Origin of the sequence: Nocardioides luti (assembly GCF_014212315.1) — a bacterium.
Classification (GTDB): Bacteria; Actinomycetota; Actinomycetes; order Propionibacteriales; family Nocardioidaceae; genus Nocardioides; species Nocardioides luti.
Genome location: NZ_JACKXE010000001.1, coordinates 412,521 through 431,747 on the forward strand (window position 1 = coordinate 412,521; position 19,227 = coordinate 431,747).

Consider the following 19,227-nt stretch of genomic DNA (forward strand, 5'->3'; position numbering starts at 1 on the left):
ACGCCGACGCCGCATCGGCATCGGCCGGGACCCGATCGACCCGTGGACTGCTGGCTGCTCGCACAGGAGCAGACACGAGGCCGCCGGCGGCTGGACCCGCACCGATCACCACCGCCGCCACGGCGAGTGCGAGCGACCTCCGTCGACGGACGGACACCTTCATCTGATCAGGAACCGTTCCCAACCCCCGACGCTCGTCGCGCGTGCCCGGAGCATGCCGTAGCCCTTGCCCGTGTAGTCGAGCTCGGCGGAGACGTAGCGGCCGTTACCGAGGGCATAGATGGCACAACCCGTGCTGCAGTTCCCCACCAGTCGGAAGCCCTCCCAGCTGCCGGACGCGTTGCTCGAGACGCCCCGCATCTCCCCCCAGGCGTAGCCCTGGTAATCGAACTGCGGCATGACCAGCCGTCGGTTGACCAGTGACTGGATCAGGCAGCGACTGGCGCAGTCGCCGATCAGCCGGAAGCGCTCCCAGTCGCTCCCGACCGCCGTTCTCTCCGCTCTCACCATCGCCTGGTCGTTGCCCGTGTAGTTCACCTCCGTCGTCACGTAACGACTGTTCGCCGGGGAGTAGATCGTGACGATGTCGATTCCGGAGCACTCCTGGGCCGGCATCGCACCTGTCTCGGGGAGGTTGCCGGCCTCGGACATCGCCATGCCCCGGATGACCGAACGCCCTCGCTGCAGGCACTCGAAGTCGTAGCCGTCCGGTATCCAGCGACGCGTGTTCCCCTCCATGTAGTACGCGGGGCCTTCGTTCGTGACGACGATCCTGTCGTTCATCGAACAGCCCCAGGCGTCGCCCTCGGCCAGGCTGTTGGCCTGCTCGCCCGAGACGCCGTTGCGGGAGACGTGCCATCCGTTCACCCAGCGCCAGCACACGTTGTCGCCGTAGGTGGGGACGTGGTGGCGGACTGCGTTCCCGTCCACCGCCCAGCACACGCCGTCGTTGCGGCAGACGAGCGTGTTCTTGACGGCCTCGGGGTCGAGCATCGTCGGCTCGTTCGTGCCGGGGAGGAAGGTCTGAACCTCATCGGCCGGCCACGGACCGACGACCTCGTACGAGCGACTGAGCGCGGCGAACGTCTCGGTGTCCGGGATCCAGTGGCGCGTGTTGGAGCCGTCCACGAAGTACGACGCCCCGTCATCCGACTTCACCACCCGCGGACCGACCACGCACGGCCACGCATCGCCCTCGGTGAGCGACGACGCCTGGGCACCCGAGAGACCGGTGGCCGTGACGGCGAATCCGCGCAGGCGGCGCCAGCAGGTGTCGTCGCGTGCGTAGGGGATGTGGTGGCGGACCTTGTTGGCATCCACGACCCAGGAGATCCCGTCGTTGCGCCGGATGATCGAGTTGGCCGGGATGGCCGCGGGATCGAGGCGGCTGGTCTCGGTCCCTCCGTCGGGAAGCTCCTTGATCGCGGCCTCGTCGTACGACGCGACGACCGGCACCCGTCGCTTCCAGTAGTCGAAGGTCCACCCGTCGGCGATCCAGTACCGCTTCCCCCCGCTGATGCGATAGGCCGGGTAGGGCTGCGGCTTGTCGAGCGCCTGGACCACCGTCCCCTCGATCGAGCAGTCGTACTTGGTGGTGGACTCGGGGATCGACGCGGCCGCCTCACCGCTGAGACCGGTCAGGCCGACGGCCCGGCGGTGCACGGCACGGGCGCACACATCGACGGCCTTGCTCGGGATGTGGTGACGTTCGCCGCCCACCACGACCCACGAGATCCCGTCGTTCCGTCGGATGATCTGGCCCTCGACCCTGGCGGGTGACACGCAGTCCTTGGCGGCGGGTCCGGCAGGGAAGCCGTCGATCTGGGTCTGCTCGACCGCGACTGCTTCGAGCCCGCGGTCGACGAGGCAGAAGTAGGTCCACGTCGTGGCGATCGAGTGCTTCTGCAGATCGGCGTCGATCAGGTAGGACTTGCCGGTCGGGCTGGTGATGATCTTGTTCTTGAACGAGGCACCGTCCAGCACGGTGAGCGACAGGTCCTGGTCGTCCGTCCTGCCCTCGCTGTCCGTGAACCTGATGGTCACGGCGTAGGAGCCGGTCTTGGCGGGCGTCCCGACCACCTTGCTCCCCGACAGGCTCATCCCCGACGGGAGGGCACCTCCGGCGATGCGCCAGGATCCGGGCCGGTTGTCGGTGGTCGTGAGGCCGGCGGTGTACTGCTGCCCACGTACGGCGGGGGCGAGCTTGGCTGAGCTGATGGTGGGTCCAGCGAAGTAGTCGCGACGGAACAGGGGCCACGACTTGTCGACGACCTTGTCTGCCTCGGCCTCGAACTTGACGCAGAGGTCGGCGCCCCAGAGCTGGGCGCACCGTTGCATGCTCAGTCCGATGTCGACACTCAGCAGGTGCTCGGCGTTCAACCACGGCACCTGTGTCGGAGCGAAGGTCACCTGGGGGCCCGTGTTCACCTCCACGTAGGGACCCGCGACGCCGTACAGCTCGGTCGTCAGCCGGGCGCTCAGCTGGCCCTTGAGCTGGCCGGTTACGTCCTGGGGGTAGTCGATGTCCTTGGAGAAGTGGGCGGCGGGCGGGTTGAAGCCGTGCGTCAGGCCCCCGGCCATGGAGGCCTGCGCCCATGCGCTGGTCGTGAGCGACCCGCTGATGTCCATGCCGACGGAGGTGCCGAGGGAGGCGCTCGCCTCACCGAAGAACTCGAGGGTCGGCACGATGACGACCGGAACGGGCCCGATGCTGAAGGTGATCGGAGTGAAGCGGATGCTGGGCCCGAGCTGCTGCCGGGCGATGGCGCACGTGCCCGCGGCATCGAGGTGCGCTCCCAGCACGGCTGTCAGGTCCGCGCTGGCCTCGGCGCGGAGGAAGGAGCTCTGGGGGTTCGTGGCATCGAAGCCGGCCGAGAAGGTGAGGGCCAGCGAACCCGTCATCGAGCGCGTCACGCTGAAGTCGGCGCCGGTGTCGCACTTGATGAGACTGGCCAGCCCCCTGGCCGAGATCCGACGACCGGTGCTCGCCGAGACGGCGGTGGTCTCGGTGAGGTCGACCTTGACCTGCTGACTGAAGGAGAGATCGGTGAACGCCTCGGTGAGCTTGGCCGGCACCAGCGTGTACGCCGTTCCCCCGGCTGATTCGTCGACGTCCTGGACTCGGGCGACCAGGCCCGACGGTGTCGCTGCGGAGGTGCCCAGCACGAGCACGGATCCTGCCGTCGCGGTCGGCGGGCCGCTCACCTCGAGCAGCTGAGTGCCGTCGGGCTGCGCGGTCACGTCCTGCACCCGCTCACCGGGGACCACCCGGGTGTCCTTCGCGATCACCGTGTCGTAGAGCACCCGCGCCCGGCCGGGCTCGCTGCGCCGGACACGGGTCCGAGCGCCCAGCACCCGAGGAACCGCCGTGCCGCCGGTGAACTGTCGTGTCGCGGCCGTCACGACGTACCGACCGGTGGGGACCGCCCGGAACCGCGTCGTCTTGTGGATCGTCCTGGCCCATCCCCGGGGTCCGGAGACCCTCACCTTCGGGCGCACTCCTCGCGGGGCCGAGACACGGACGGTCAGTCGGGGCCGGGACGGCTTGGTCCCCGCCGGGTGCGGTTGAGCCCGACGCCCGACGGTCGCTCTGGCCGGCGTGGTGTGGGCGGCGGTGTCGACAGCGGCTGGCCAGGCCTGCACGGGTGATTCGATAATCCCGCCCAACGGCACCAAGGCCACGATGACGCTTGCACAGAGCAGTCTCTTCAACACGCCCGAACCCCCCGAATCGGCGGTGGGAGGGACACGTCGGTATCCGTCGACTCGCCACCAGGGCCGAATGTAGGACCGGGCCGACGCCACCGAGGGCAAAGGGAGTAGATGCCACCTCTAGGGGTGACTCCGTCACCCAGAGGTCTAGCCCGGCGACGTCATGGCGGCTGCGTCACTACTCACCCTTGATGACGAAGTAGCTGCCCCGGATCGTGCCGGCCAGCTTCGACTTCTGACGGGCGAACTTGAAGCGGTCGGCGAGCTCCTCGGGGACCTCCATCCCGTCGGAGAGCTTGAAGCCGACGGCGCGCTTGCCGCCGTCCTCGATCGTGTACATCACGTTGATCGCCAGCCCGGACTCGTAGAAGACGTACGCCATCCGCATCCCGTCGACCTCGAAGGCCGAGGCCTCGAGCGGCTTCGAGGCGATCGTGATGTCGCGCTCCTCCGCGAGCACCCGGTGCACGAAGTCGACCGTCTCGTTCGCCTCGTCCGCGGGCTCGGTGGTGAAGACGTGGTCGTACTTGTTCTTGTAGTAGCGCGCCTCGTTCGCCCGCAGGCCGGCGAGCGCCTCGGTCACCGGGGACGACTCGAGGCCGACCGTGGACACGTCCGTGAAGTCGACGACGTACGACATGGGGCACCTCCGGCGGAGCTGACGGGTGGGTCAGGTGGGGCCACCGTAACCACGTCACCAGGTCACGGACACCATGGAGCAGTGGAGACGACCCAGGCACGCGAGCGGCTCGAGGCCGAGCGGGCGCAGACGCTCAGTCGCCTGGCGAGCCTGACCGGCGACTACGACGAGGTCGTGGCGGCGTCGCGCGACACCAACGCCGACGACGAGCACGACCCCGAGGGTGCGACGATCGCCTTCGAGCGCTCGCAGCTCGGGGCGCTCGTGCGGCAGGCGCGCGACCACCTCGCGGAGGTCGACGCCGCGGTCCAGCGGCTCGCGGACGCGACGTACGGCGTGTGCGAGCACTGCGGCGGGCCGGTCGGCGAGGAACGCCTCGAGGCGAGACCGACGGCGCGCACCTGCATCGGCTGCGCCTCGTAGGGGTACGACGCAGCACCGCAGGCCCGACGAACAGAACAGAGGACCACGTGAAGATCCTGGTGACAGGCGCGACCGGCTACGTCGGGGGCCGGCTCGTGCCGCTGCTCCTCGAGCGCGGGCACGACGTACGCACGACCACCAGCGACCCCGACCGCGAGCAGCCCTGGTGGGGCGACCGCGTCGAGACCGTGGTCATGGACGCGCTGGACGACGAGCAGGTCGCGGCCGCGTGCGAGGGCGTGGAGGCGGTCTACTACCTGATCCACGGCATGGGCGGCGACGACTTCGCCGAGACCGACCGGAAGGCCGCGACCCACCTCGCCGAGGCGGTGCGCCGCCACGGCGTCAGCCGGGTCGTCTACCTCTCCGGGGTGGTGCCGGACGTGCCCGACGAGGAGCTCTCCGAGCACATCACCTCGCGCCGCGAGGTCGAGCGGATCCTCACCGACACCCCCGCGACCGTCGTGGTGCTGCGCGCCGCCGTGCTGATGGGCAGCGGCTCCACGTCGTTCGAGATCATCCGCCAGGTGAGCGAGCGCCTGCCGGTGCACACAGTCCCGACCTGGATGGACTCGCTGGTCCAGCCGATCGCGATCGTCGACGTGCTCGAGGCGCTGGTCGGCGCGCTGGCATACGACGGTCCCTCGCGCCACTTCGACGTGGGCGGACCCGACCGGCTGCCGTACGCCGAGCTCCTGGACTCGTTCACCACCCACGCCGGCCTCACCCGCCCGCAGGTGGGCGTGCCGCTGCTGCCGACCGCCTTGGTCGGGACCCTGGTCGGCAGCCTCACCGACGTGCCCCGGCCCACCGTCGAGGCGCTGGTCGAGAGCCTGCGCCACGACATGGTCGCGGCCGACGAGGACTTCCTCGCCCTGCTGCCCGACGACCATGAGCTGCTCGGGCTGGACGAGTCCTTCCGCCGGGCACTGGCCGAGCCGGCCTCGGCGTCCTCGCCCGCGACCGCCGACCCGATGGGGCCGCTGCCGCAGGACCCGGCCTGGGCCAGCGGCGGCGACACCCGCCCGGTGGCCGCGAAGGTCATCGACGCGGTCAAGGACGTGCTGCCCGGGTCGTGACGAGGCGGCTCAGTCGCCGCTGTCGAAGCCGCGGAACGTCCCGTCCCGCTCGTCGGCGTAGTCCGCGAACTCGTGGAAGTCCATGTTCGCGATCGCCAGGTTGGCCTCGATCGAGGCGATCTCGGGGACGGCGCAGCGGAACGTGCGGCCCAGGAAGGTGTCGAACTCGGCAGCCTCCTCGGGATCCGGGCACGAGAGGTCGACGTAGGCGAGCGTGATCTCTCCCCCGGCCCGTGCCTCCCCCATCGACGGGGCATCCGCCAGCACGGCGTAGCCCACCGGCTCGCCGCCGGCCGCCTGGATGGCCGCGGCCAGCGAGGCGCCCGTGGCGCCGTCGTACGCCGGGTCGTCGATCGGGCTGGACGGCGGTGCCACCAGGTCGTCGAGGTCACCGGCCCCGACGATGTCGACTGGGGTGCTCATGGCGGCGAGGACGGACGCCCAGGCGGTGTCGTCGCTGCGGTCGGTGCGCACGAGCGCGAGGGTCTCCCGCTCGAAAGCGGTGGCGAGTGGCGTGAGGTCCATGGCGGCATTGTGGCGTGCGCGGGGCCACCGCGATGAGTTTCACTGGCGACCGCGGTCTTCACCCACCACCACCCCACGCCGAGGAGCACCCATGTCCGACCCGGTCCCGTCGTCCCTGCGCAAGGTCGTCTCGTGGCACTTCGTGTCCGCGGACGGGGTGGCCGAGGACCCCGACCGCTTCTTCACGACGTGGGACGACGAGACCGACGTGCGGAGCAACGAGGTCATCGCCACCCAGGACACGGTCGTCCTCGGCCGCCGCACCCACGACGAGTGGGCGCCGTTCTGGCCCACCAGCGACATCGAGCCGTTCGCGACGTTCATCAACGCCGTGACGAAGTACGTCGCCACGTCGACGCCCCTCGGCCACGACTGGACCAACACCCACGTCATCGAGGGCGACCTGGCCGACGCCGTACGCCACCTCCGGGCGCAGCCGGGCGGCGACATCGGCGTGCACGCCAGCATCTCCGTGACGCGGGCGCTCATCACCGCCGGCCTCGTCGACGAGATCCGGATGGTGGTGATGCCGACGGTGATCGGGTCCGGGCGGTCACTCCTGGCGGGCCTCCCCGAGCTGAAGCTCGAGATGCTCGGCTGCGAGACGACACCGGCCGGGCACCTGCTGCTCGACTACCGGGTGCGACCCGCGGCCTGATCGCCGGCGCCGATGGCGGCCCCGTCGACGTCCAGCGAGCAGGCGGCGACGTCGTCCTCGCCGACCTGCGGCGGCCTCGTGACCGGGACCGTCAGCAGGAGCGGCTCGCGGACGGTGCCGTCCACCCGGACGGTGCGGGTCGCCGAGCCGACCGGGCGCGAGGTGTTCTCGTCGGCGTACGCCGTGACGGTGACCGTGACCTCGCGCGCGCTCGGCGCGTAGCCGGCCACGGTCAGCGTCGCCTCGACCGAGCCGGCACCGGCGTCGTAGCGGCAGCTGGAGTGCCCCTCGCTGCCGCCCCACCCGACCGTGAGGCCGGGCCGGGGACCGGGGGCAGGGAGGCGCAGAGGGGCCGGGCGAACCGGGTCGTCAGCGCCGAGCAAGAGGCCCCAGACGATCATCGCGGTCGCGAGCCCACCGTGCACCAGGAGGTGGAGGCCCCAGCGGCGACGCCGGCGCCGCCCGGATGAGGGGTCGCTGGCGTCGCGGGTCATGCTCAGGAGTGTCCTCGCGACGAGGCACCCCGTCGATCGTCAGGCGCAGTCGCGGCAGATGTCCGTGCCGGGGGTCTCGCGGCGGGACACGTGCTGGACGAGGTAGCAGGACGTGCAGGTGAACTCGTCGGCCTGCCGCGGGGTGACCTCGATGGAGAGCGTTTCGTGGGACAGGTCCGCGCCGGGGAGCTCGTAGGTCTCGGCGACCTCGGCCTCGTCCTCGTCGACCTTGCCCGAGGTCTTGTCCTGCTCGCCCGAGGTGAGTCGGCGGGCCTCGAGGCTCTCTTCCTTCTGCTCGTCCTCGGTCTTGCGTGATGCGTCGTAGTCAGTGGCCATGTGCGGGATCCTTCCGGGGCGGAGCGCGAATGTTAGCCCCGTCCGGCCCTTCTCCCTGCATCAGGACGCCCCCGCGAGATCCGGGCGAGATCCGCGCCGGTCGGCGGCGGCCCGAATGGTGACGCAGGTCTCCACGACAGCGGTGTTGGCGAGACCCCACAGACGAGTTTCTGGCCGTCCTCCCGCGGGCAGTCTCCCCGCATGTGGACGGCCCTCACGACCGGCGGTGGCGCCTGGATCACGATCAAAGGATCGGGCCACGTGCTGCGCGCGATCGACTGCTCGCGATTCTCCGAGCAGCGCAACACGTCAGCGTGCCAGTCCCGGGGCGACACGACTGTCGGCATCTTTGTCGTCGCGGCGGTCGTGCTGCTGGTCATCGGGTACGCCGCCTGGCGCTGGTGGATGAGGAAGGTCGAGAGGGCCGGACGCGACCGCAAGGACCCGGAGACGTGAGCGGCAGCGGGCTCAGTGGCACCTAGGGTGGCCCCGTGAGCGACGTACTGGACGAGGGACCGTTCTTCCACGGCACCAAGGCCGACCTGGTGGTGGGTGACCTGCTGACCGCCGGCCGGCGGTCGAACTACCGCCCCGAGATCGTGATGAACCACATCTACTTCACCGCGCTGGAGAGCGGCGCCGGGCTGGCCGCGGAGCTCGCGGTCGGCGACGCCGAGCCGCGGGTCTACGTCGTCGAGCCGACCGGTGACTTCGAGAACGACCCGAACGTCACCGACAAGAAGTTCCCCGGCAACCCCACCCGGTCCTACCGCAGCACCGAGCCGCTGCGGGTGGTCGGCGAGGTGCTCGACTGGACCCGGCTGACCCCCGAGGCGCTGCAGGCCTGGCGCGACCGGCTCGTGGTGATCCGCGACGTCGAGCGCGGCGAGATCATCAACTAGCGCCCCGTCAGGACGCCGCCTTCCGCGTGAAGGTGAGGTGGGTGACGCCGGTCGGCGAGGACACCGCCTCGACGTCGTACCCCTCCTCCAGCGCCTCGAGCCCGTCCCAGAGCCGGACGCCGCGGCCCAGCACGATCGGCACCTGGACGACGTGCAGGTGGTCGACGAGACCGGCGGCGAGGAAGTCGCGGGCCATCGTGGGGCCGCCACCGATGCGGACGTCCTGGCCACCCGCGGCCTCGCGGGCCACCTCGAGCGCCTCGGCGGGCGAGGCCTCGAGGAAGTGGAACGTCGTCCCGCCCTCCATCTCCAGCGGCGGCCGCGCGTGGTGCGTCAGCACGAAGGTCGGCGTGTGGAAGGGCGGGTTGGGACCCCACCAGCCCTTCCAGTCCGCGTCGTCCTGCCAGCCGGGCGGGCCGAACTTGTTGGCACCCATGATCTCCGCGCCGATGCCGGGCCCGAACTGCTGGGCGAAGACGTCGTCGACCCCGGTGCTGCCGGTCGGGCTCCAGTAGCGCGTGGCCATCATCCACGCGTGCAGGCGGTGACCCGCGTGGCCGAACGGCGCCTCCAGCGACTGCGGCTCGCCGGTGGCGAAGCCGTCGAGCGAGATGGCCAGGTTGTGGATCCGGGTGCGGGACATCCGCGCTCCTCGAGGGGTGGTTGGGCGTGCGTGGTCGGGCGGTGGTCGCGGTGGCGTGTCGCAGGTCGACGGTCGGACCGCCGACACCGAAGATTCTCACCGATCGCCGACAACCGGCAGGGGCGGCGAACCAATCGCCTCGTCCGGGCATCGGACCGGTGACGCCGTCCCCAGGAGGAACCGTGCCCGTGTCACCCCGAGCCCTGCCGCTCACGCTCGCCGCCCTGCTCGCCCTCGCGCTCCCGTCGGGCGCGGGTGCTGCGGGAGCCGCCGGAGCCGCGGCGCCCACCGCGACCACCGGCCGCGCGGCGGCACCCGTGACTCAGGTGAACGACTGCTGGTCCACCGACAACGGCGAGCCGGTGATCGACTCGTACGACGTCTCCCCCGCCGTCGTCGACACGGACGCCGGCCCGGTCGAGGTCCAGCTCACCGTGCAGGCCCACGACACCGGCGGGCCGGGCCCGGCAACCGGCCTGCGGTCGGTCAGGTTCAGCCTGTGGGCGGCTCAGCCGTACTCCGGCCCCCGCGACGGGCAGTCGTTGGACACCCTCCTGACCCAGGACAGCGACGGGTCGTGGCACGGCTCGGTCACCGTGCCGGCCCACACCGGCGCGACCTACAACTCCCAGATCACCGTCGTCGACGGCGCCGACGAGGGCACGCTCAGCGAGGCCCACCTGGTCTACGAGCAGCAGCAGGACGTCCTCACCGCGACCGGGACGGAGGAGTTCCCGGACGACACCACCGCCCCGACCATGACCGCCCTTTCCGTCAGCAGGACCCAGGTGGACACACGCCGCCGTGCGCAGTCGGTCGACCTCGAGGCGACCGTGACCGACGACGACTCCGGCGTCCAGCGGGTCGACGTCTTCCTGCTCCGCAAGGACCGCACCAGCAACAACGGCGGCATCGACACGGTCACGCTGACCCGGGTCGAGGGGACCGACACCTTCCGTGGCCGGGTGCGGTTCCGGCGCTGGCTGGGCAACTCCCAGCGGGTGCTCTTCGCTGAGGTGGAGGACCGGGCAGGCAACACCCGCCGCTACCGCCGCGAGACCATGGCCGAGCGCGGCTTCGCGTCCCGCATCGACGTCGTGTCCGGGCCGTACAACGTGGAGGGGCCACGCGTCGTCCGGGTGCTGCGAGCGGCACCGTCGATCGACGTACGCCGCCACGGCGGGTGGTACGCCGTCCGCGTCCTCCTCGCCGACCGCCAGGGCATCCGCGCCGCGCAGGTCCGGCTCGCCACGGACAACCCTCCCGCCCAGCTGCACCGTGTCTCGGGCACCGACCGCCGCGCGGTCTGGGCCGGCCGCGTCCACGTCCGCCCCTGCTCGTCGGGGCCGCGGACGACCGACCTGCACGTGCGCACCTGGGACCGGCAGGGCCGCACCGGCAACGACCACTCCCGCGACGTACGCCTCATCACCCGCGACCTCACGCCCGCCTGGGCCCGCAGCGTGTGGCGCAACACCCCGCACGTCTTCACCTTCGACGAGCCGGTCCACGGCATCTCGCCGACGAACGTCGTGGTGTACGACGCGGACGCCGCCGATCCCCACCAGATCGCCGGCACCTGGGCCTGCCGCAACGGCGCCGGGTCGACCGTCGACTGCCTCACCGGCCCGGTCATCAAGGCGACCTTCACCGCCGACGACCCCGACGCCCCCGCCCCCGGCGCCGTCGACTGGTCCCCCGACCACCACCTCGACGTGCTCGACCGCAAGGGCAACCCGTCGGGGCTGCTGCTGTCGCCGATGGTGCTCGACTGATGAGCTCGTCCGGGGTCGAGGGAAAGCGGACCGGTGCGCCTCCGTGTCACCTACGATCCCGGAGCAGCGGGCGGAAGCCGCCGGCACCCCTGACGGAAGTGAGCCCCACGTTGTCGAAGCGCGGCACGATCGCAGCAGTCATCACGGCCTTCCTCGTGGTCACGGGACCGGCCGCACACGCCGGCACCTGGAGCCACACCGACCCGACCGGCGATGCCCGCGTCGGCGCCTCCGGCAGCACCGGCGAGGGTGACATCGGCCGGGTGAAGGCGACGGCGAACCAGCGGACCCTGCGCCTCTCCTGGCGCGCCGCACCCGAGGGCACGTGGACCAACGGGATGTTCTGGCAGCTGGACACCGTCAAGTCGGATGCCGGCCCCGAGTTCATGATCAGCTGGACCTACGACCTGTCGGGCCGCGCCTACCTCGGCCGCATCGAGTCGTGGACCAAGGGCTGGGCGGGCGGTCCGAGTGCCACGCGCTGCAAGGGGCTCAAGGTGGCCGCGGCGAGCGGATCCACCCCCGGGCAGGACTACCGGGTGCCGCTCCGCTGCCTCAAGACCGCTGGCGTCAAGCCCGCCAGGATCCGCGTGAACCTCGAGTCGTCCGACCTGAGCAGCAGCTACGCGCTCGACGCGGCGCGTGGGCACCACCGCTTCGGCCGCTGGATCTCGACGCAGTGAGGCGCACCCTGCTCATCGCGGTCCTGTCCGCGGTGCTGCTCGCGGCGGGCGTCCCCTCGCCTGCCGGCTGGTCCGCGAGCCGCGAGGTCCAGGACGCGGAGACCACCACGATGACGGGTGACGTCGAGATCTCCAGCGTGACCTTCACCCACGGTCGTCGCCACATCAGCATGCGAGCCGAGTTCGCCAGCCTGCCCGACTACGTCGAGTACTACCGCTTCGAGCTCCACGGCCCTCGCGGTCACTCCTGGTCGCTGGGGTGGGCGCACGAGTCCGCGCAGTGGGACGACCACAAGCGCGTCAAGTGGATCTACCTCTTCGAGCCGACGTTCCGTCACCTCCGCTGCAAGGTCGCCTGGCGCCAGGACCTCGAGGCGGGACTCGTGACGGCCCGGTTCCCCACGCGGTGCCTGCGCATCAAGGGCAAGGCCGTGCCGTGGCTGCGCATGCAGTTCTCCGCGGAGGACATCTACGAGGACAGCCACATCCAGGACTGGGCGCCCGGCGGCAACAGCAACAACGGCGACCCGGGTCGGTTCACCAAGCGCATCCGCCGCGGCTGAGGCTCCCGACGTACGACGTGGTCATGGCCATCCCCCTAGCCCCGATCGTCATGGCGTCGTGCGCCGCCCTGTGCGTCGGCGGGGTGGTGCTGATGGTCGTCAGCCGCAACGACCTGGTGGGCAAGCCGCAGAAGGTCAGGAACTTCAACCTCGCCCGCTACCCCCGCATGCCGATCCAGCACACCCCGCTCGCGCCGATCCCGGACCGCTCGACGCGCTGGCAGGTCGGCCTGGGGCTGCTGATCTACCCGTGGATCGGGTTCGTCATCAGCGGCCTGCTGTGGCTCGACTCCCGGCACTGAGTGCAGGACGCGTCAGTGCCGCTTCTGGATCAGCGCGACGTACGCCAGGGCAACGCCCAGGCCCGCGATGACCGGGCCGAAGGAGCGCTGGCCGTCGGAGCCCGCGAAGGTCCAGATCGCGCCGAGGACGATCATGGCCAGCGCAACCAGCGACCACAGGATCTTCAGCGCCAGGGCCGGGCTGCCGTAGCGGTTGTCGAGGTCCGGCTTCACCACGCCGACTCTAGCCGGGCGGCGACGGGCCCGGCCCGCCCATCGGCGATCATGTGCCCATGGATCACCAGCAGGCACCGGCGAAGGTTGTCACCCTCTGCGGCTCGACGAGGTTCGAGGCCGAATTCGCCGAGGTGACCGAGCGGCTCACGCTCGAGGGGTACGTCGTGCTCGGACCCGGCACCTTCGACCTCCCCGACCAGCCGGACGCCGCCGCGGCGCTCAAGGACCGGCTCGGCGCCCTGCACCTGCAGAAGGTCCGGATGGCCGACGAGGTGTACGTCGTGGACCCGGACCCGGGCGGCTACGTCGGTGAGTCGACCCGGCGCGAGATCTCGCTCGCGGAGTCGCTCGGCACGCCGGTCCGCTACCTCAGCCGCGACGAGCACCGCCCCGCGCCGGCCGGGCAGCCCGCGGGGACGGCGACGGTCGCCGACCTCCTGGCCGACTACCCCGTGCAGGTCGACATCCCCGTCGCCTGGGCGGACATGGACGCGATGGGGCACGTCAACAACGTCGTCTACTTCCGCTACTTCGAGACCGTGCGCATCGAGTGCTTCGCCGCGCTCGGCCTGGGCCCGATCGGGAAGGCGACCGACGTCGGGCCGATCCTGCACTCGACGAGCTGCCGCTACCGCATCCCGCTCACCCACCCCGACACCGTCACCGTCGGGGCACGCATCGGGGAGGTCGGCGAGGACCGGTTCGACATGACCTACCGGGTGGTCAGCCACCGTCACGGCGCGGTCGCGGCCGAGGGCCAGGCGCTGGTCGTGACCTTCTCCTACTCCACCGGCACCAAGGCACCGGTCCCGGACGAGCTCCGCACCCGGCTGCTCGAGCTGAGCGACTGAGCGCACTGAGCGCACTGAGCAACAGGCCTCAGCGCGCGGTCGCCGACCCGAGGTAGCCGTAGGTCCACGGCGTGTGCGGCCCGGGCAGGAATTCCGCCCGCACCGGCCCGAGCGCCAGCCCCGACCCGGCGACGAGGGCCGGCACGTCACGGCTCAGGTGGCACCCACCCGCGACCCGGCGCTGCAGCGGGTCGAGCCGGCGCTGCCACCGCGCCATCCCGGCCGTGGGAGCCAGCCCGTGCTCGAGGAACGCGAAGCTGCCGCCGGGCCGCAGCACCCGGCGTACCTCCTCCAGCGCCAGCGCGGGGTCCGGGATGGTGCAGAGCGTGAACGTGCAGAGCACGTGGTCGTACGTCGCGTCCGCCGCCGCGAGCCGCTGGCCGTCCAGCCCGACCCGGTGCACGGGCAGGTCGTGGCGGGCGCGACGCCGCTCGGAGAGCGCCCAGCCGCGGTCGGACGGCTCGACCGCGTCCATCCGGGTGACCGCGCTCGGGAGGTGCCGCAGGTTGAGCCCGCCGCCGAAACCCAGCTCGAGGACCGTGCCGCTCAGGCCGGCGCACGCCTCGGCGCGGAGCTCGCCGATCTCGCGGCCCTTGAGCGCCCGGTCGACGAGCCCGGGCACGACGCGTTTCTCCCACCAGCCGGTCATGCTCCGAGACTAGGCGTCGGCCCGCGCGTCATCACCCGTGCGCGCCGGCCGCGTCGACCGGCCGGCGACCACGCCGCTGGCGGCGAGCAGGACGAGCGCGAGGACACCGCTGCCGACCGCGGCGCGGAACCTCGCCGTGCTGGCGGAGTAGCACTCGGCCCCCACCTCGTCGACGAAGGCACGGGAGTGCTCGCCGCCCGGCCCCTCGTCGTTGTCGTTGAGCGCGGCGTCCCACGGGGCGATGGTGCAGCCGACCTCGCCCACCGGTCCCCCGCCGTTCACGTCCGAGGCGCTGACGTCCACCGACGTGTTGTCGAACGCCAGGAACAGGCCGACCAGCAGCAGCAGGACGGCGCCGAGGAGGCAGGCCAGCGACACGCGACGAGGGGACACAGCGGGACCCTACGACGTACGGGCGCACCCGCGCGGCCGGACGCGTCAGGCACCGTCCTCGGTCAGGCTCGCGGGTGGCAGCCAGTCGGCACCGAGCAGCTCGGCGAGGGCGGTGAGGCCGGTGGTGTCGCCGCCCACGGTGTCGGAGGCGGCCGCGATGCGCTCCACCATCACCTTGCCGACCTGCTCCTCGACGGTGCCCTCGGCGTAGGCGATGTGCCACGGCGAGACCTGGTGGTCGCGGTGGGTGCGGCCGGTCACCTGGCGTCCCGCGATGCCCGAGAAGCGGGCCTGGTGGAAGATCCCGACCCGGGGCTCGGTGCTCGCCACGAGGCCGTCGTCGAGGGTCTCGCCGGCGTGCAGGCTGATCGAGGCGACGGTGGTGAAGACGCAGACCTTCGCCTGCCCGGTCTGGAAGCGGAGCCGCTCGGCCTCGGGGTCGAACCGGTCGCGGCCGTAGATCGTTGCCACCTCGATGCCGGCGTCCCGCAGCCGGTCGGCGATCGGGTCGGCGGCCGTCCCGACGAACTCGACCGAGCACGCCACCTGGCGCTCCGCCCGCACCTGCTGCGCGATCCAGTCGACCGTCGAGTCGACCCGGATCAGTCCGGCCTTCTGGCGGAACCGCAGCAGCGCGGCCCGGCCCTTCGCGACGTTGCGGCCGCGTCGGGCGATGTCCATCTCCCGGCAGAACTCGCCCCACTCCGCGTCGTACGACGCCCTCTCGGCCGGCGTGAGCGTCACCGGCATCCCGGAGATCGGCACCGGCCCCCACGCCGCCGCGCGGTGCAGCATGGCCGGCGGCCGCTCCTCGTCGAGCCAGCCGCGCACCAGCTTGAGGTCGGCGGCGCGCCGGGTCGGGTCGGTGGTCCACGTGGCGCCGTACCTCCCGTGCTCCACCTCCACCCCGTGCCGCTCGAGCGCGGCGGCGAACGTCGCGTCGGGCTTGGTCGCCGAGGTCCACTCCCGCATGGGCTCGCCGAGCACCTGGGCGTACGCCGGCGCGAGGTACGGCAGCTCCAGCGGAGTGTGCCCGGGCGTCGCGGTCGTCGCGATGACGAACGGCGCCTGGTCGTGCGGCCTGCCGTGGCCCGAGATCTTCGCCCAGAGCTTCCAACGCTTCGTGGTCGTACGTCGCAGCGCGTGCGCCTCGTCCGCGATGATCACGTCCCACGTGTGGTCCGTGACCTTGTCCAGCCGGTCCCACGTGATCACGACCCACTCGAGCCCGCCGTCGCCCAGCGCCGCGATGGTGCGGCACCAGTGCCCGATCGTGATTGCCGCGGGTCGGTCGGCGACGACGAGCACCCGCTCGGCGCCACGCAGGTCCCCCACCGCGCTCGCCCCGAGCACCGCCGAGATCGTCTTGCCCACCCCGGGCTCGTCGGCCAGCAGGAACAACCGCCCGCCCGCCTCGGCCCGCGCCGCGATCGCGTCCGCCGCCTCGAACTGGACCCGCCGCGGCTCCAGCGCCTCGGTCGGCTCAGGGTTTGGCGTCGGGCTGTCCGGGTTGAGCGTGTTCTCGACGAACCGCCCGAGCGTGTAGGGACCCGGGGCGTACGGCGCCAGGTGCGCCGGCAGGTCCCGCCCGACGTACAGATGCGTCTTCACCGCCGGGTGCCAGCTCGCCCCGTCGACCTGGGTGCCGTACGGCACGTCCAGCACCCACAGCCGCTCCCCCGGCCCGGCCACCGGCAACGGTCGTGGCGCCGACCGCGGGCTGCTGCGTCGACGACCGCTGGATCGTCGCGTCCTGGCCATCCGAGAACGCTAGCCGGGCCGACCGCGAGAGCGATCTGCCGACTCGCCGGGCGAGAACCTCTCGCGAGGGTCACGATGGGAGACATGTTCATCGATGCCACCCCCGAGGAAGACGCCGACGGTGCCCTCGGTGCGTACTACCAACAGCAACGTGATGCGTGGGGCTTCCTCCCGAACTACGCCGCCGCCTTCTCGACGCGTCCGGACGTCGCGGCCGCCTGGAACGCCCTCAACAAGTCCATCCGCGACGGGATGGAGCGACGCCGCTTCGAGATCGCGACGATCGGCGCGGCCCGGGCACTCGGCTCGACCTACTGCACGGCCGCCCACTCGAAATTCCTGCGGGACGCCTGTGACGACGAGGCCACCATGCTCGCCATCGCCACGGACCCGGACGGCGCAACTCTCGACGACCAGGACCGAGCCGTCTACGAGTTCGCAGCCAAGGTGGCTCAGGACGCAGCGTCGATCCAGCAGGAAGACGTCGATCGCCTCCGCGCGCACGGGCTCTCCGACGCCGACGTCGCGGACGTGGTCTTCGCGGCCGCCGCCCGGTGCTTCTTCACCCGCGTCCTGGACGGCCTCGGTGCGCAGCTCGACGTCCAGACCGCGCAGGCCTTCACCCCGGAGGTCCTGGCCTCGATGGTCGTCGGGCGCCCCGTCGCGGAGGTCTGAGTCTCGACCGACGGCAGACCGGGCTCAGCGCAAGGCGTGCAGCTCGTCGAGAGCGCGATAGCCGCGCTCGACCACCTCGGCGACGACATCTGGTCGCCCGAGACGGATGGTCCACTCGAGCTGCAGGAGGATCTGGGTCGCCACGAGGACCGCGGCGCCCTCCCCGACCACGTCGAGGATCCTCGCCCAGAGCCGTCGCCGTACGTCGTCCAGCGGATCCTGGATGGTGTTCCACAGGAGGGTGACCAGATCGGTCGCTCGCGTGCCGCTGCCGGCGTTCCCGATGTCCACGAGCGCCACGACCGCTCCGTCACGGACCAGGACGTTGCTGGGGTTGAGATCTGCGTGGACCATGTCCGGCGCCGTGGATGGCGGCGGCGCGTCGGCACACGCGAGCCGCACGCGCTCGACCAGGGCCGACACCTCCGAGGAATGCCCTGCGATCTTGCCCACCGCCTGGCGCAGAGACGACTGCTCGGGCGTCTCGTGGAGGTCTGGCCTGACGGGAGCCGCTGCCTGACCGGTGGCGACCCGCCAGGCGTACGACCAGTGGTCGTAGTCCTCGGATGCTTGGCCGGCCTGGAGCTCGACGATCTCCATCAGCTGCTCGACGAGGGACGGGGTGAGCTCCGGCGCGGGAGCCGCGTCCACGAACTCCATCAGGTGCCACACATGAGTGTCGGTGGCCCCCACACCGAGCCAGGCGGGCGTGGGGTAGCCGCGCCAACGCATGTGTTCGACGACTCTCTGAGCTCGCAGGCCCTCGCCCAGGTGACCGGGGTGCGTCGAGGGCGCCGCCTTGAGAACGGCATCTGTCCCTCCGGTCAGTCGGACGCGCACGGCACCCGCGTTGAGACCTCCGGGGAAGCGACCGAGGACCGTGACCTCTGTCCCGGCCACGCTGGCCACGTCGTCCAGGACCTCGGCCGGCAGATCGACCGTCCGAGCATCCGTCATCGCCGCATCGTGCCACGACCGCTCATCGGCAGGTGCGGGTGTTCGGCCCTGCCCACAGGCGGCGGATGGGGCACCCCAAGACTGCGCGGCGCAGTGGGTGGGCGCGGCCAGTCTGAAGTCGGCAGGTTCGGTCGGTGCGTGATGTCACACTCCGCTCATGGAGTGGACGAGGGCAGGAACGGCGGCAGCTGGCTTCAGTGGATATATCCGCTTCGCGGACCTTTCTGAGGCGTCGGTGCCAAGCGGGCCGGGTGTCTACCTGGTGTTGAGCGAGGCCGTTGGAATCCCTGCATTTCTCGCCGATAGTCCGGCCGGGTGGTTCAAGGGCAAGGACCCGTCCGTCAGATCCGACGTGCTCCAGCAGGCATGGGTCGACGGTGCGCAGGTGCTCTACATCGGGAAGGCGAGCGCGGGCGCACGAGGACGTCGGGGAATTGCGAAACGGCTCGACGAGTTCCGGCGGCACGGGGCCGGCGAGCCTGTTGGGCACTGGGGTGGTCGCTACCTCTGGCAGTTGGCCGACGCCGATTCACTGCTAGTCGCGTGGCGTGAAACCCCCGACTCTGAACCCGAGGACCTGGAGTCCGAACTCATCGCTGAGTTCATGAACAGGTGGGGAGCACGTCCATTCGCGAACCGGAAGGCCGGCCGCAGGATCGCTCCAAGCTGACGGCCGCGGCGATTCCGCTTTTGTGGACCAACAGCCACCGGCCGGCCATAGAGTCCGGTCATGACCGGCCCGATCACGCCCAAGGGGCTCGCGGCAGAACTGGGGGTTGCTGCCAGGACGATCCGGCAGTGGCTGAGAGACCAAGGCTGGCAGAGCGTGCCCTACACGCGCTGGGAACTGACGCAGGAGCAGGCCGAGCAGGTCCGAACCCGATTCAGAACCTGAGGCGGTGCTCGATACAGCCAACTCAGCCGGAGGACTGGGTCGTTGGCGGTGGCTGACGCACGCGAGCCAGGCCGACCGCGTGCCTTGCCTCGCCGC

General features: G+C 71.3%; 24 protein-coding genes. 13 read left to right on the forward strand and 11 right to left on the reverse strand.

Features of this window, described 5'->3' with window-relative positions; genetic code table 11:
• Positions 1–159: 159 nt before the first annotated feature.
• Entirely contained in the window at positions 160–3,354 is a 3,195-nt protein-coding gene (locus H5V45_RS01895; RefSeq protein WP_185251375.1) for a putative Ig domain-containing protein, read from the reverse strand.
• Positions 3,355–3,889: 535 nt separating this feature from the next.
• Positions 3,890–4,351: a phage tail protein gene (locus H5V45_RS01900; protein ID WP_185251376.1), complete on the reverse strand. Its 462-nt coding sequence runs from the start codon at positions 4,349–4,351 to the stop codon at positions 3,890–3,892.
• A gap of 81 nt (positions 4,352–4,432) precedes the next feature.
• Here H5V45_RS01900 and H5V45_RS01905 point away from each other — a divergent pair, with 81 nt between their 5' ends.
• Both H5V45_RS01905 and H5V45_RS01910 read left to right on the forward strand, forming a co-directional pair.
• Complete coding sequence (locus H5V45_RS01905; RefSeq protein ID WP_185251377.1) at positions 4,433–4,774, forward strand: TraR/DksA C4-type zinc finger protein; 342 nt, start codon at positions 4,433–4,435, stop codon at positions 4,772–4,774.
• A 47-nt stretch (positions 4,775–4,821) separates the two neighbouring features.
• Positions 4,822–5,853 (forward strand): NAD(P)H-binding protein, encoded by a 1,032-nt coding sequence (locus tag H5V45_RS01910; protein WP_221633865.1) that lies wholly within the window; start codon positions 4,822–4,824, stop codon positions 5,851–5,853.
• Positions 5,854–5,862: 9 nt separating this feature from the next.
• On the opposite strand, the gene H5V45_RS01915 is transcribed toward H5V45_RS01910, so the two are convergent.
• Entirely contained in the window at positions 5,863–6,378 is a 516-nt protein-coding gene (locus H5V45_RS01915; protein ID WP_185251378.1) for a DUF6924 domain-containing protein, read from the reverse strand.
• A gap of 91 nt (positions 6,379–6,469) precedes the next feature.
• On the opposite strand from H5V45_RS01915, the gene H5V45_RS01920 reads away from it, so the two are divergent.
• Entirely contained in the window at positions 6,470–7,036 is a 567-nt protein-coding gene (locus H5V45_RS01920) for a dihydrofolate reductase family protein (RefSeq protein ID WP_221633866.1), read from the forward strand.
• Here H5V45_RS01920 and H5V45_RS01925 read toward each other — a convergent pair.
• Both H5V45_RS01925 and H5V45_RS01930 read right to left on the reverse strand, forming a co-directional pair.
• Positions 7,012–7,530, reverse strand: coding sequence for a hypothetical protein (locus tag H5V45_RS01925; protein WP_185251379.1), 519 nt, complete (start codon positions 7,528–7,530; stop codon positions 7,012–7,014). The genes H5V45_RS01920 and H5V45_RS01925 overlap by 25 nt on opposite strands.
• 39 nt (positions 7,531–7,569) lie before the next feature.
• Entirely contained in the window at positions 7,570–7,866 is a 297-nt protein-coding gene (locus H5V45_RS01930) for a DUF4193 domain-containing protein (RefSeq protein ID WP_185251380.1), read from the reverse strand.
• 201 nt (positions 7,867–8,067) lie between these two features.
• Here H5V45_RS01930 and H5V45_RS01935 point away from each other — a divergent pair, with 201 nt between their 5' ends.
• Together H5V45_RS01935 and arr are read left to right on the forward strand one after the other, a co-directional pair.
• On the forward strand, positions 8,068–8,322 hold the full coding sequence (locus H5V45_RS01935) for a hypothetical protein (protein WP_185251381.1): 255 nt from the start codon (positions 8,068–8,070) through the stop codon (positions 8,320–8,322).
• Between the two features lie 35 nt (positions 8,323–8,357).
• Positions 8,358–8,768 (forward strand): NAD(+)--rifampin ADP-ribosyltransferase, encoded by a 411-nt coding sequence (arr, locus tag H5V45_RS01940; RefSeq protein WP_185251382.1) that lies wholly within the window; start codon positions 8,358–8,360, stop codon positions 8,766–8,768.
• 7 nt (positions 8,769–8,775) lie between these two features.
• Here arr and H5V45_RS01945 read toward each other — a convergent pair whose 3' ends face one another.
• Positions 8,776–9,411: a dihydrofolate reductase family protein gene (locus H5V45_RS01945; protein WP_185251383.1), complete on the reverse strand. Its 636-nt coding sequence runs from the start codon at positions 9,409–9,411 to the stop codon at positions 8,776–8,778.
• Positions 9,412–9,599: 188 nt separating this feature from the next.
• Here H5V45_RS01945 and H5V45_RS01950 point away from each other — a divergent pair, with 188 nt between their 5' ends.
• From H5V45_RS01950 to H5V45_RS01965, 4 genes are all read left to right on the forward strand, one after another.
• Positions 9,600–11,186 (forward strand): hypothetical protein, encoded by a 1,587-nt coding sequence (locus H5V45_RS01950; protein ID WP_185251384.1) that lies wholly within the window; start codon positions 9,600–9,602, stop codon positions 11,184–11,186.
• Positions 11,187–11,284: 98 nt separating this feature from the next.
• A complete protein-coding gene (locus tag H5V45_RS01955) occupies positions 11,285–11,869 on the forward strand; it encodes a hypothetical protein (protein ID WP_185251385.1) in 585 nt (194 codons plus the stop codon).
• Positions 11,866–12,432 (forward strand): hypothetical protein, encoded by a 567-nt coding sequence (locus H5V45_RS01960; protein WP_185251386.1) that lies wholly within the window; start codon positions 11,866–11,868, stop codon positions 12,430–12,432. The genes H5V45_RS01955 and H5V45_RS01960 overlap by 4 nt, the downstream gene beginning before the upstream one ends.
• 23 nt (positions 12,433–12,455) lie before the next feature.
• Positions 12,456–12,734 carry a hypothetical protein gene (locus H5V45_RS01965; RefSeq protein ID WP_185251387.1) on the forward strand — a complete coding sequence of 93 codons (279 nt, stop codon included), beginning with the start codon at positions 12,456–12,458 and terminating at the stop codon, positions 12,732–12,734.
• Between the two features lie 12 nt (positions 12,735–12,746).
• On the opposite strand, the gene H5V45_RS01970 is transcribed toward H5V45_RS01965, so the two are convergent.
• Positions 12,747–12,947 (reverse strand): hypothetical protein, encoded by a 201-nt coding sequence (locus tag H5V45_RS01970; protein WP_185251388.1) that lies wholly within the window; start codon positions 12,945–12,947, stop codon positions 12,747–12,749.
• A 59-nt stretch (positions 12,948–13,006) separates the two neighbouring features.
• Here H5V45_RS01970 and H5V45_RS21475 point away from each other — a divergent pair, with 59 nt between their 5' ends.
• Positions 13,007–13,801 (forward strand): acyl-CoA thioesterase, encoded by a 795-nt coding sequence (locus tag H5V45_RS21475; RefSeq protein WP_221633868.1) that lies wholly within the window; start codon positions 13,007–13,009, stop codon positions 13,799–13,801.
• Positions 13,802–13,829: 28 nt separating this feature from the next.
• Here the strand turns inward: H5V45_RS21475 and H5V45_RS01980 are convergent, their stop codons facing one another.
• The 3 genes from H5V45_RS01980 to H5V45_RS01990 are packed head-to-tail and all read right to left on the reverse strand — an operon-like array spanning position 13,830 to position 16,535.
• Complete coding sequence (locus H5V45_RS01980; protein ID WP_185251389.1) at positions 13,830–14,450, reverse strand: class I SAM-dependent methyltransferase; 621 nt, start codon at positions 14,448–14,450, stop codon at positions 13,830–13,832.
• A gap of 9 nt (positions 14,451–14,459) precedes the next feature.
• Positions 14,460–14,843, reverse strand: coding sequence for a hypothetical protein (locus H5V45_RS01985; protein WP_185251390.1), 384 nt, complete (start codon positions 14,841–14,843; stop codon positions 14,460–14,462).
• Positions 14,844–14,888: 45 nt separating this feature from the next.
• The gene (locus H5V45_RS01990; RefSeq protein WP_343061375.1) at positions 14,889–16,535 is read right to left on the reverse strand and encodes a DEAD/DEAH box helicase; all 1,647 of its coding nucleotides are present in this window, start codon (positions 16,533–16,535) and stop codon (positions 14,889–14,891) included.
• Positions 16,536–16,688: 153 nt separating this feature from the next.
• Here H5V45_RS01990 and H5V45_RS01995 point away from each other — a divergent pair, with 153 nt between their 5' ends.
• A complete protein-coding gene (locus H5V45_RS01995) occupies positions 16,689–17,279 on the forward strand; it encodes a carboxymuconolactone decarboxylase family protein (RefSeq protein ID WP_185251392.1) in 591 nt (196 codons plus the stop codon).
• A 24-nt stretch (positions 17,280–17,303) separates the two neighbouring features.
• Here H5V45_RS01995 and H5V45_RS02000 read toward each other — a convergent pair whose 3' ends face one another.
• Entirely contained in the window at positions 17,304–18,236 is a 933-nt protein-coding gene (locus H5V45_RS02000; protein WP_185251393.1) for a phosphotransferase, read from the reverse strand.
• 157 nt (positions 18,237–18,393) lie between these two features.
• On the opposite strand from H5V45_RS02000, the gene H5V45_RS02005 reads away from it, so the two are divergent.
• Together H5V45_RS02005 and H5V45_RS02010 are read left to right on the forward strand one after the other, a co-directional pair.
• Positions 18,394–18,906 (forward strand): hypothetical protein, encoded by a 513-nt coding sequence (locus H5V45_RS02005; protein WP_185251394.1) that lies wholly within the window; start codon positions 18,394–18,396, stop codon positions 18,904–18,906.
• A 60-nt stretch (positions 18,907–18,966) separates the two neighbouring features.
• A complete protein-coding gene (locus H5V45_RS02010) occupies positions 18,967–19,131 on the forward strand; it encodes a YfeC-like transcriptional regulator (RefSeq protein WP_185251395.1) in 165 nt (54 codons plus the stop codon).
• Positions 19,132–19,227 lie beyond the last annotated feature (96 nt).

Coding starts and splice junctions, on each gene's coding strand:
- H5V45_RS01900 (WP_185251376.1), bottom strand. CDS start 4,351: ATGTCGTACGTCGTCGACTTCACGGACGTGTCCACGGTCGGCCTCGAG.
- H5V45_RS01915 (WP_185251378.1), bottom strand. CDS start 6,378: ATGGACCTCACGCCACTCGCCACCGCTTTCGAGCGGGAGACCCTCGCG.
- H5V45_RS01920 (WP_221633866.1), top strand. CDS start 6,470: ATGTCCGACCCGGTCCCGTCGTCCCTGCGCAAGGTCGTCTCGTGGCAC.
- H5V45_RS01925 (WP_185251379.1), bottom strand. CDS start 7,530: ATGACCCGCGACGCCAGCGACCCCTCATCCGGGCGGCGCCGGCGTCGC.
- H5V45_RS01930 (WP_185251380.1), bottom strand. CDS start 7,866: ATGGCCACTGACTACGACGCATCACGCAAGACCGAGGACGAGCAGAAG.
- H5V45_RS01935 (WP_185251381.1), top strand. CDS start 8,068: ATGTGGACGGCCCTCACGACCGGCGGTGGCGCCTGGATCACGATCAAA.
- H5V45_RS01945 (WP_185251383.1), bottom strand. CDS start 9,411: ATGTCCCGCACCCGGATCCACAACCTGGCCATCTCGCTCGACGGCTTC.
- H5V45_RS01965 (WP_185251387.1), top strand. CDS start 12,456: ATGGCCATCCCCCTAGCCCCGATCGTCATGGCGTCGTGCGCCGCCCTG.
- H5V45_RS21475 (WP_221633868.1), top strand. CDS start 13,007: ATGGATCACCAGCAGGCACCGGCGAAGGTTGTCACCCTCTGCGGCTCG.
- H5V45_RS01980 (WP_185251389.1), bottom strand. CDS start 14,450: ATGACCGGCTGGTGGGAGAAACGCGTCGTGCCCGGGCTCGTCGACCGG.
- H5V45_RS01995 (WP_185251392.1), top strand. CDS start 16,689: ATGTTCATCGATGCCACCCCCGAGGAAGACGCCGACGGTGCCCTCGGT.
- H5V45_RS02000 (WP_185251393.1), bottom strand. CDS start 18,236: ATGACGGATGCTCGGACGGTCGATCTGCCGGCCGAGGTCCTGGACGAC.
- H5V45_RS02005 (WP_185251394.1), top strand. CDS start 18,394: ATGGAGTGGACGAGGGCAGGAACGGCGGCAGCTGGCTTCAGTGGATAT.
- H5V45_RS02010 (WP_185251395.1), top strand. CDS start 18,967: ATGACCGGCCCGATCACGCCCAAGGGGCTCGCGGCAGAACTGGGGGTT.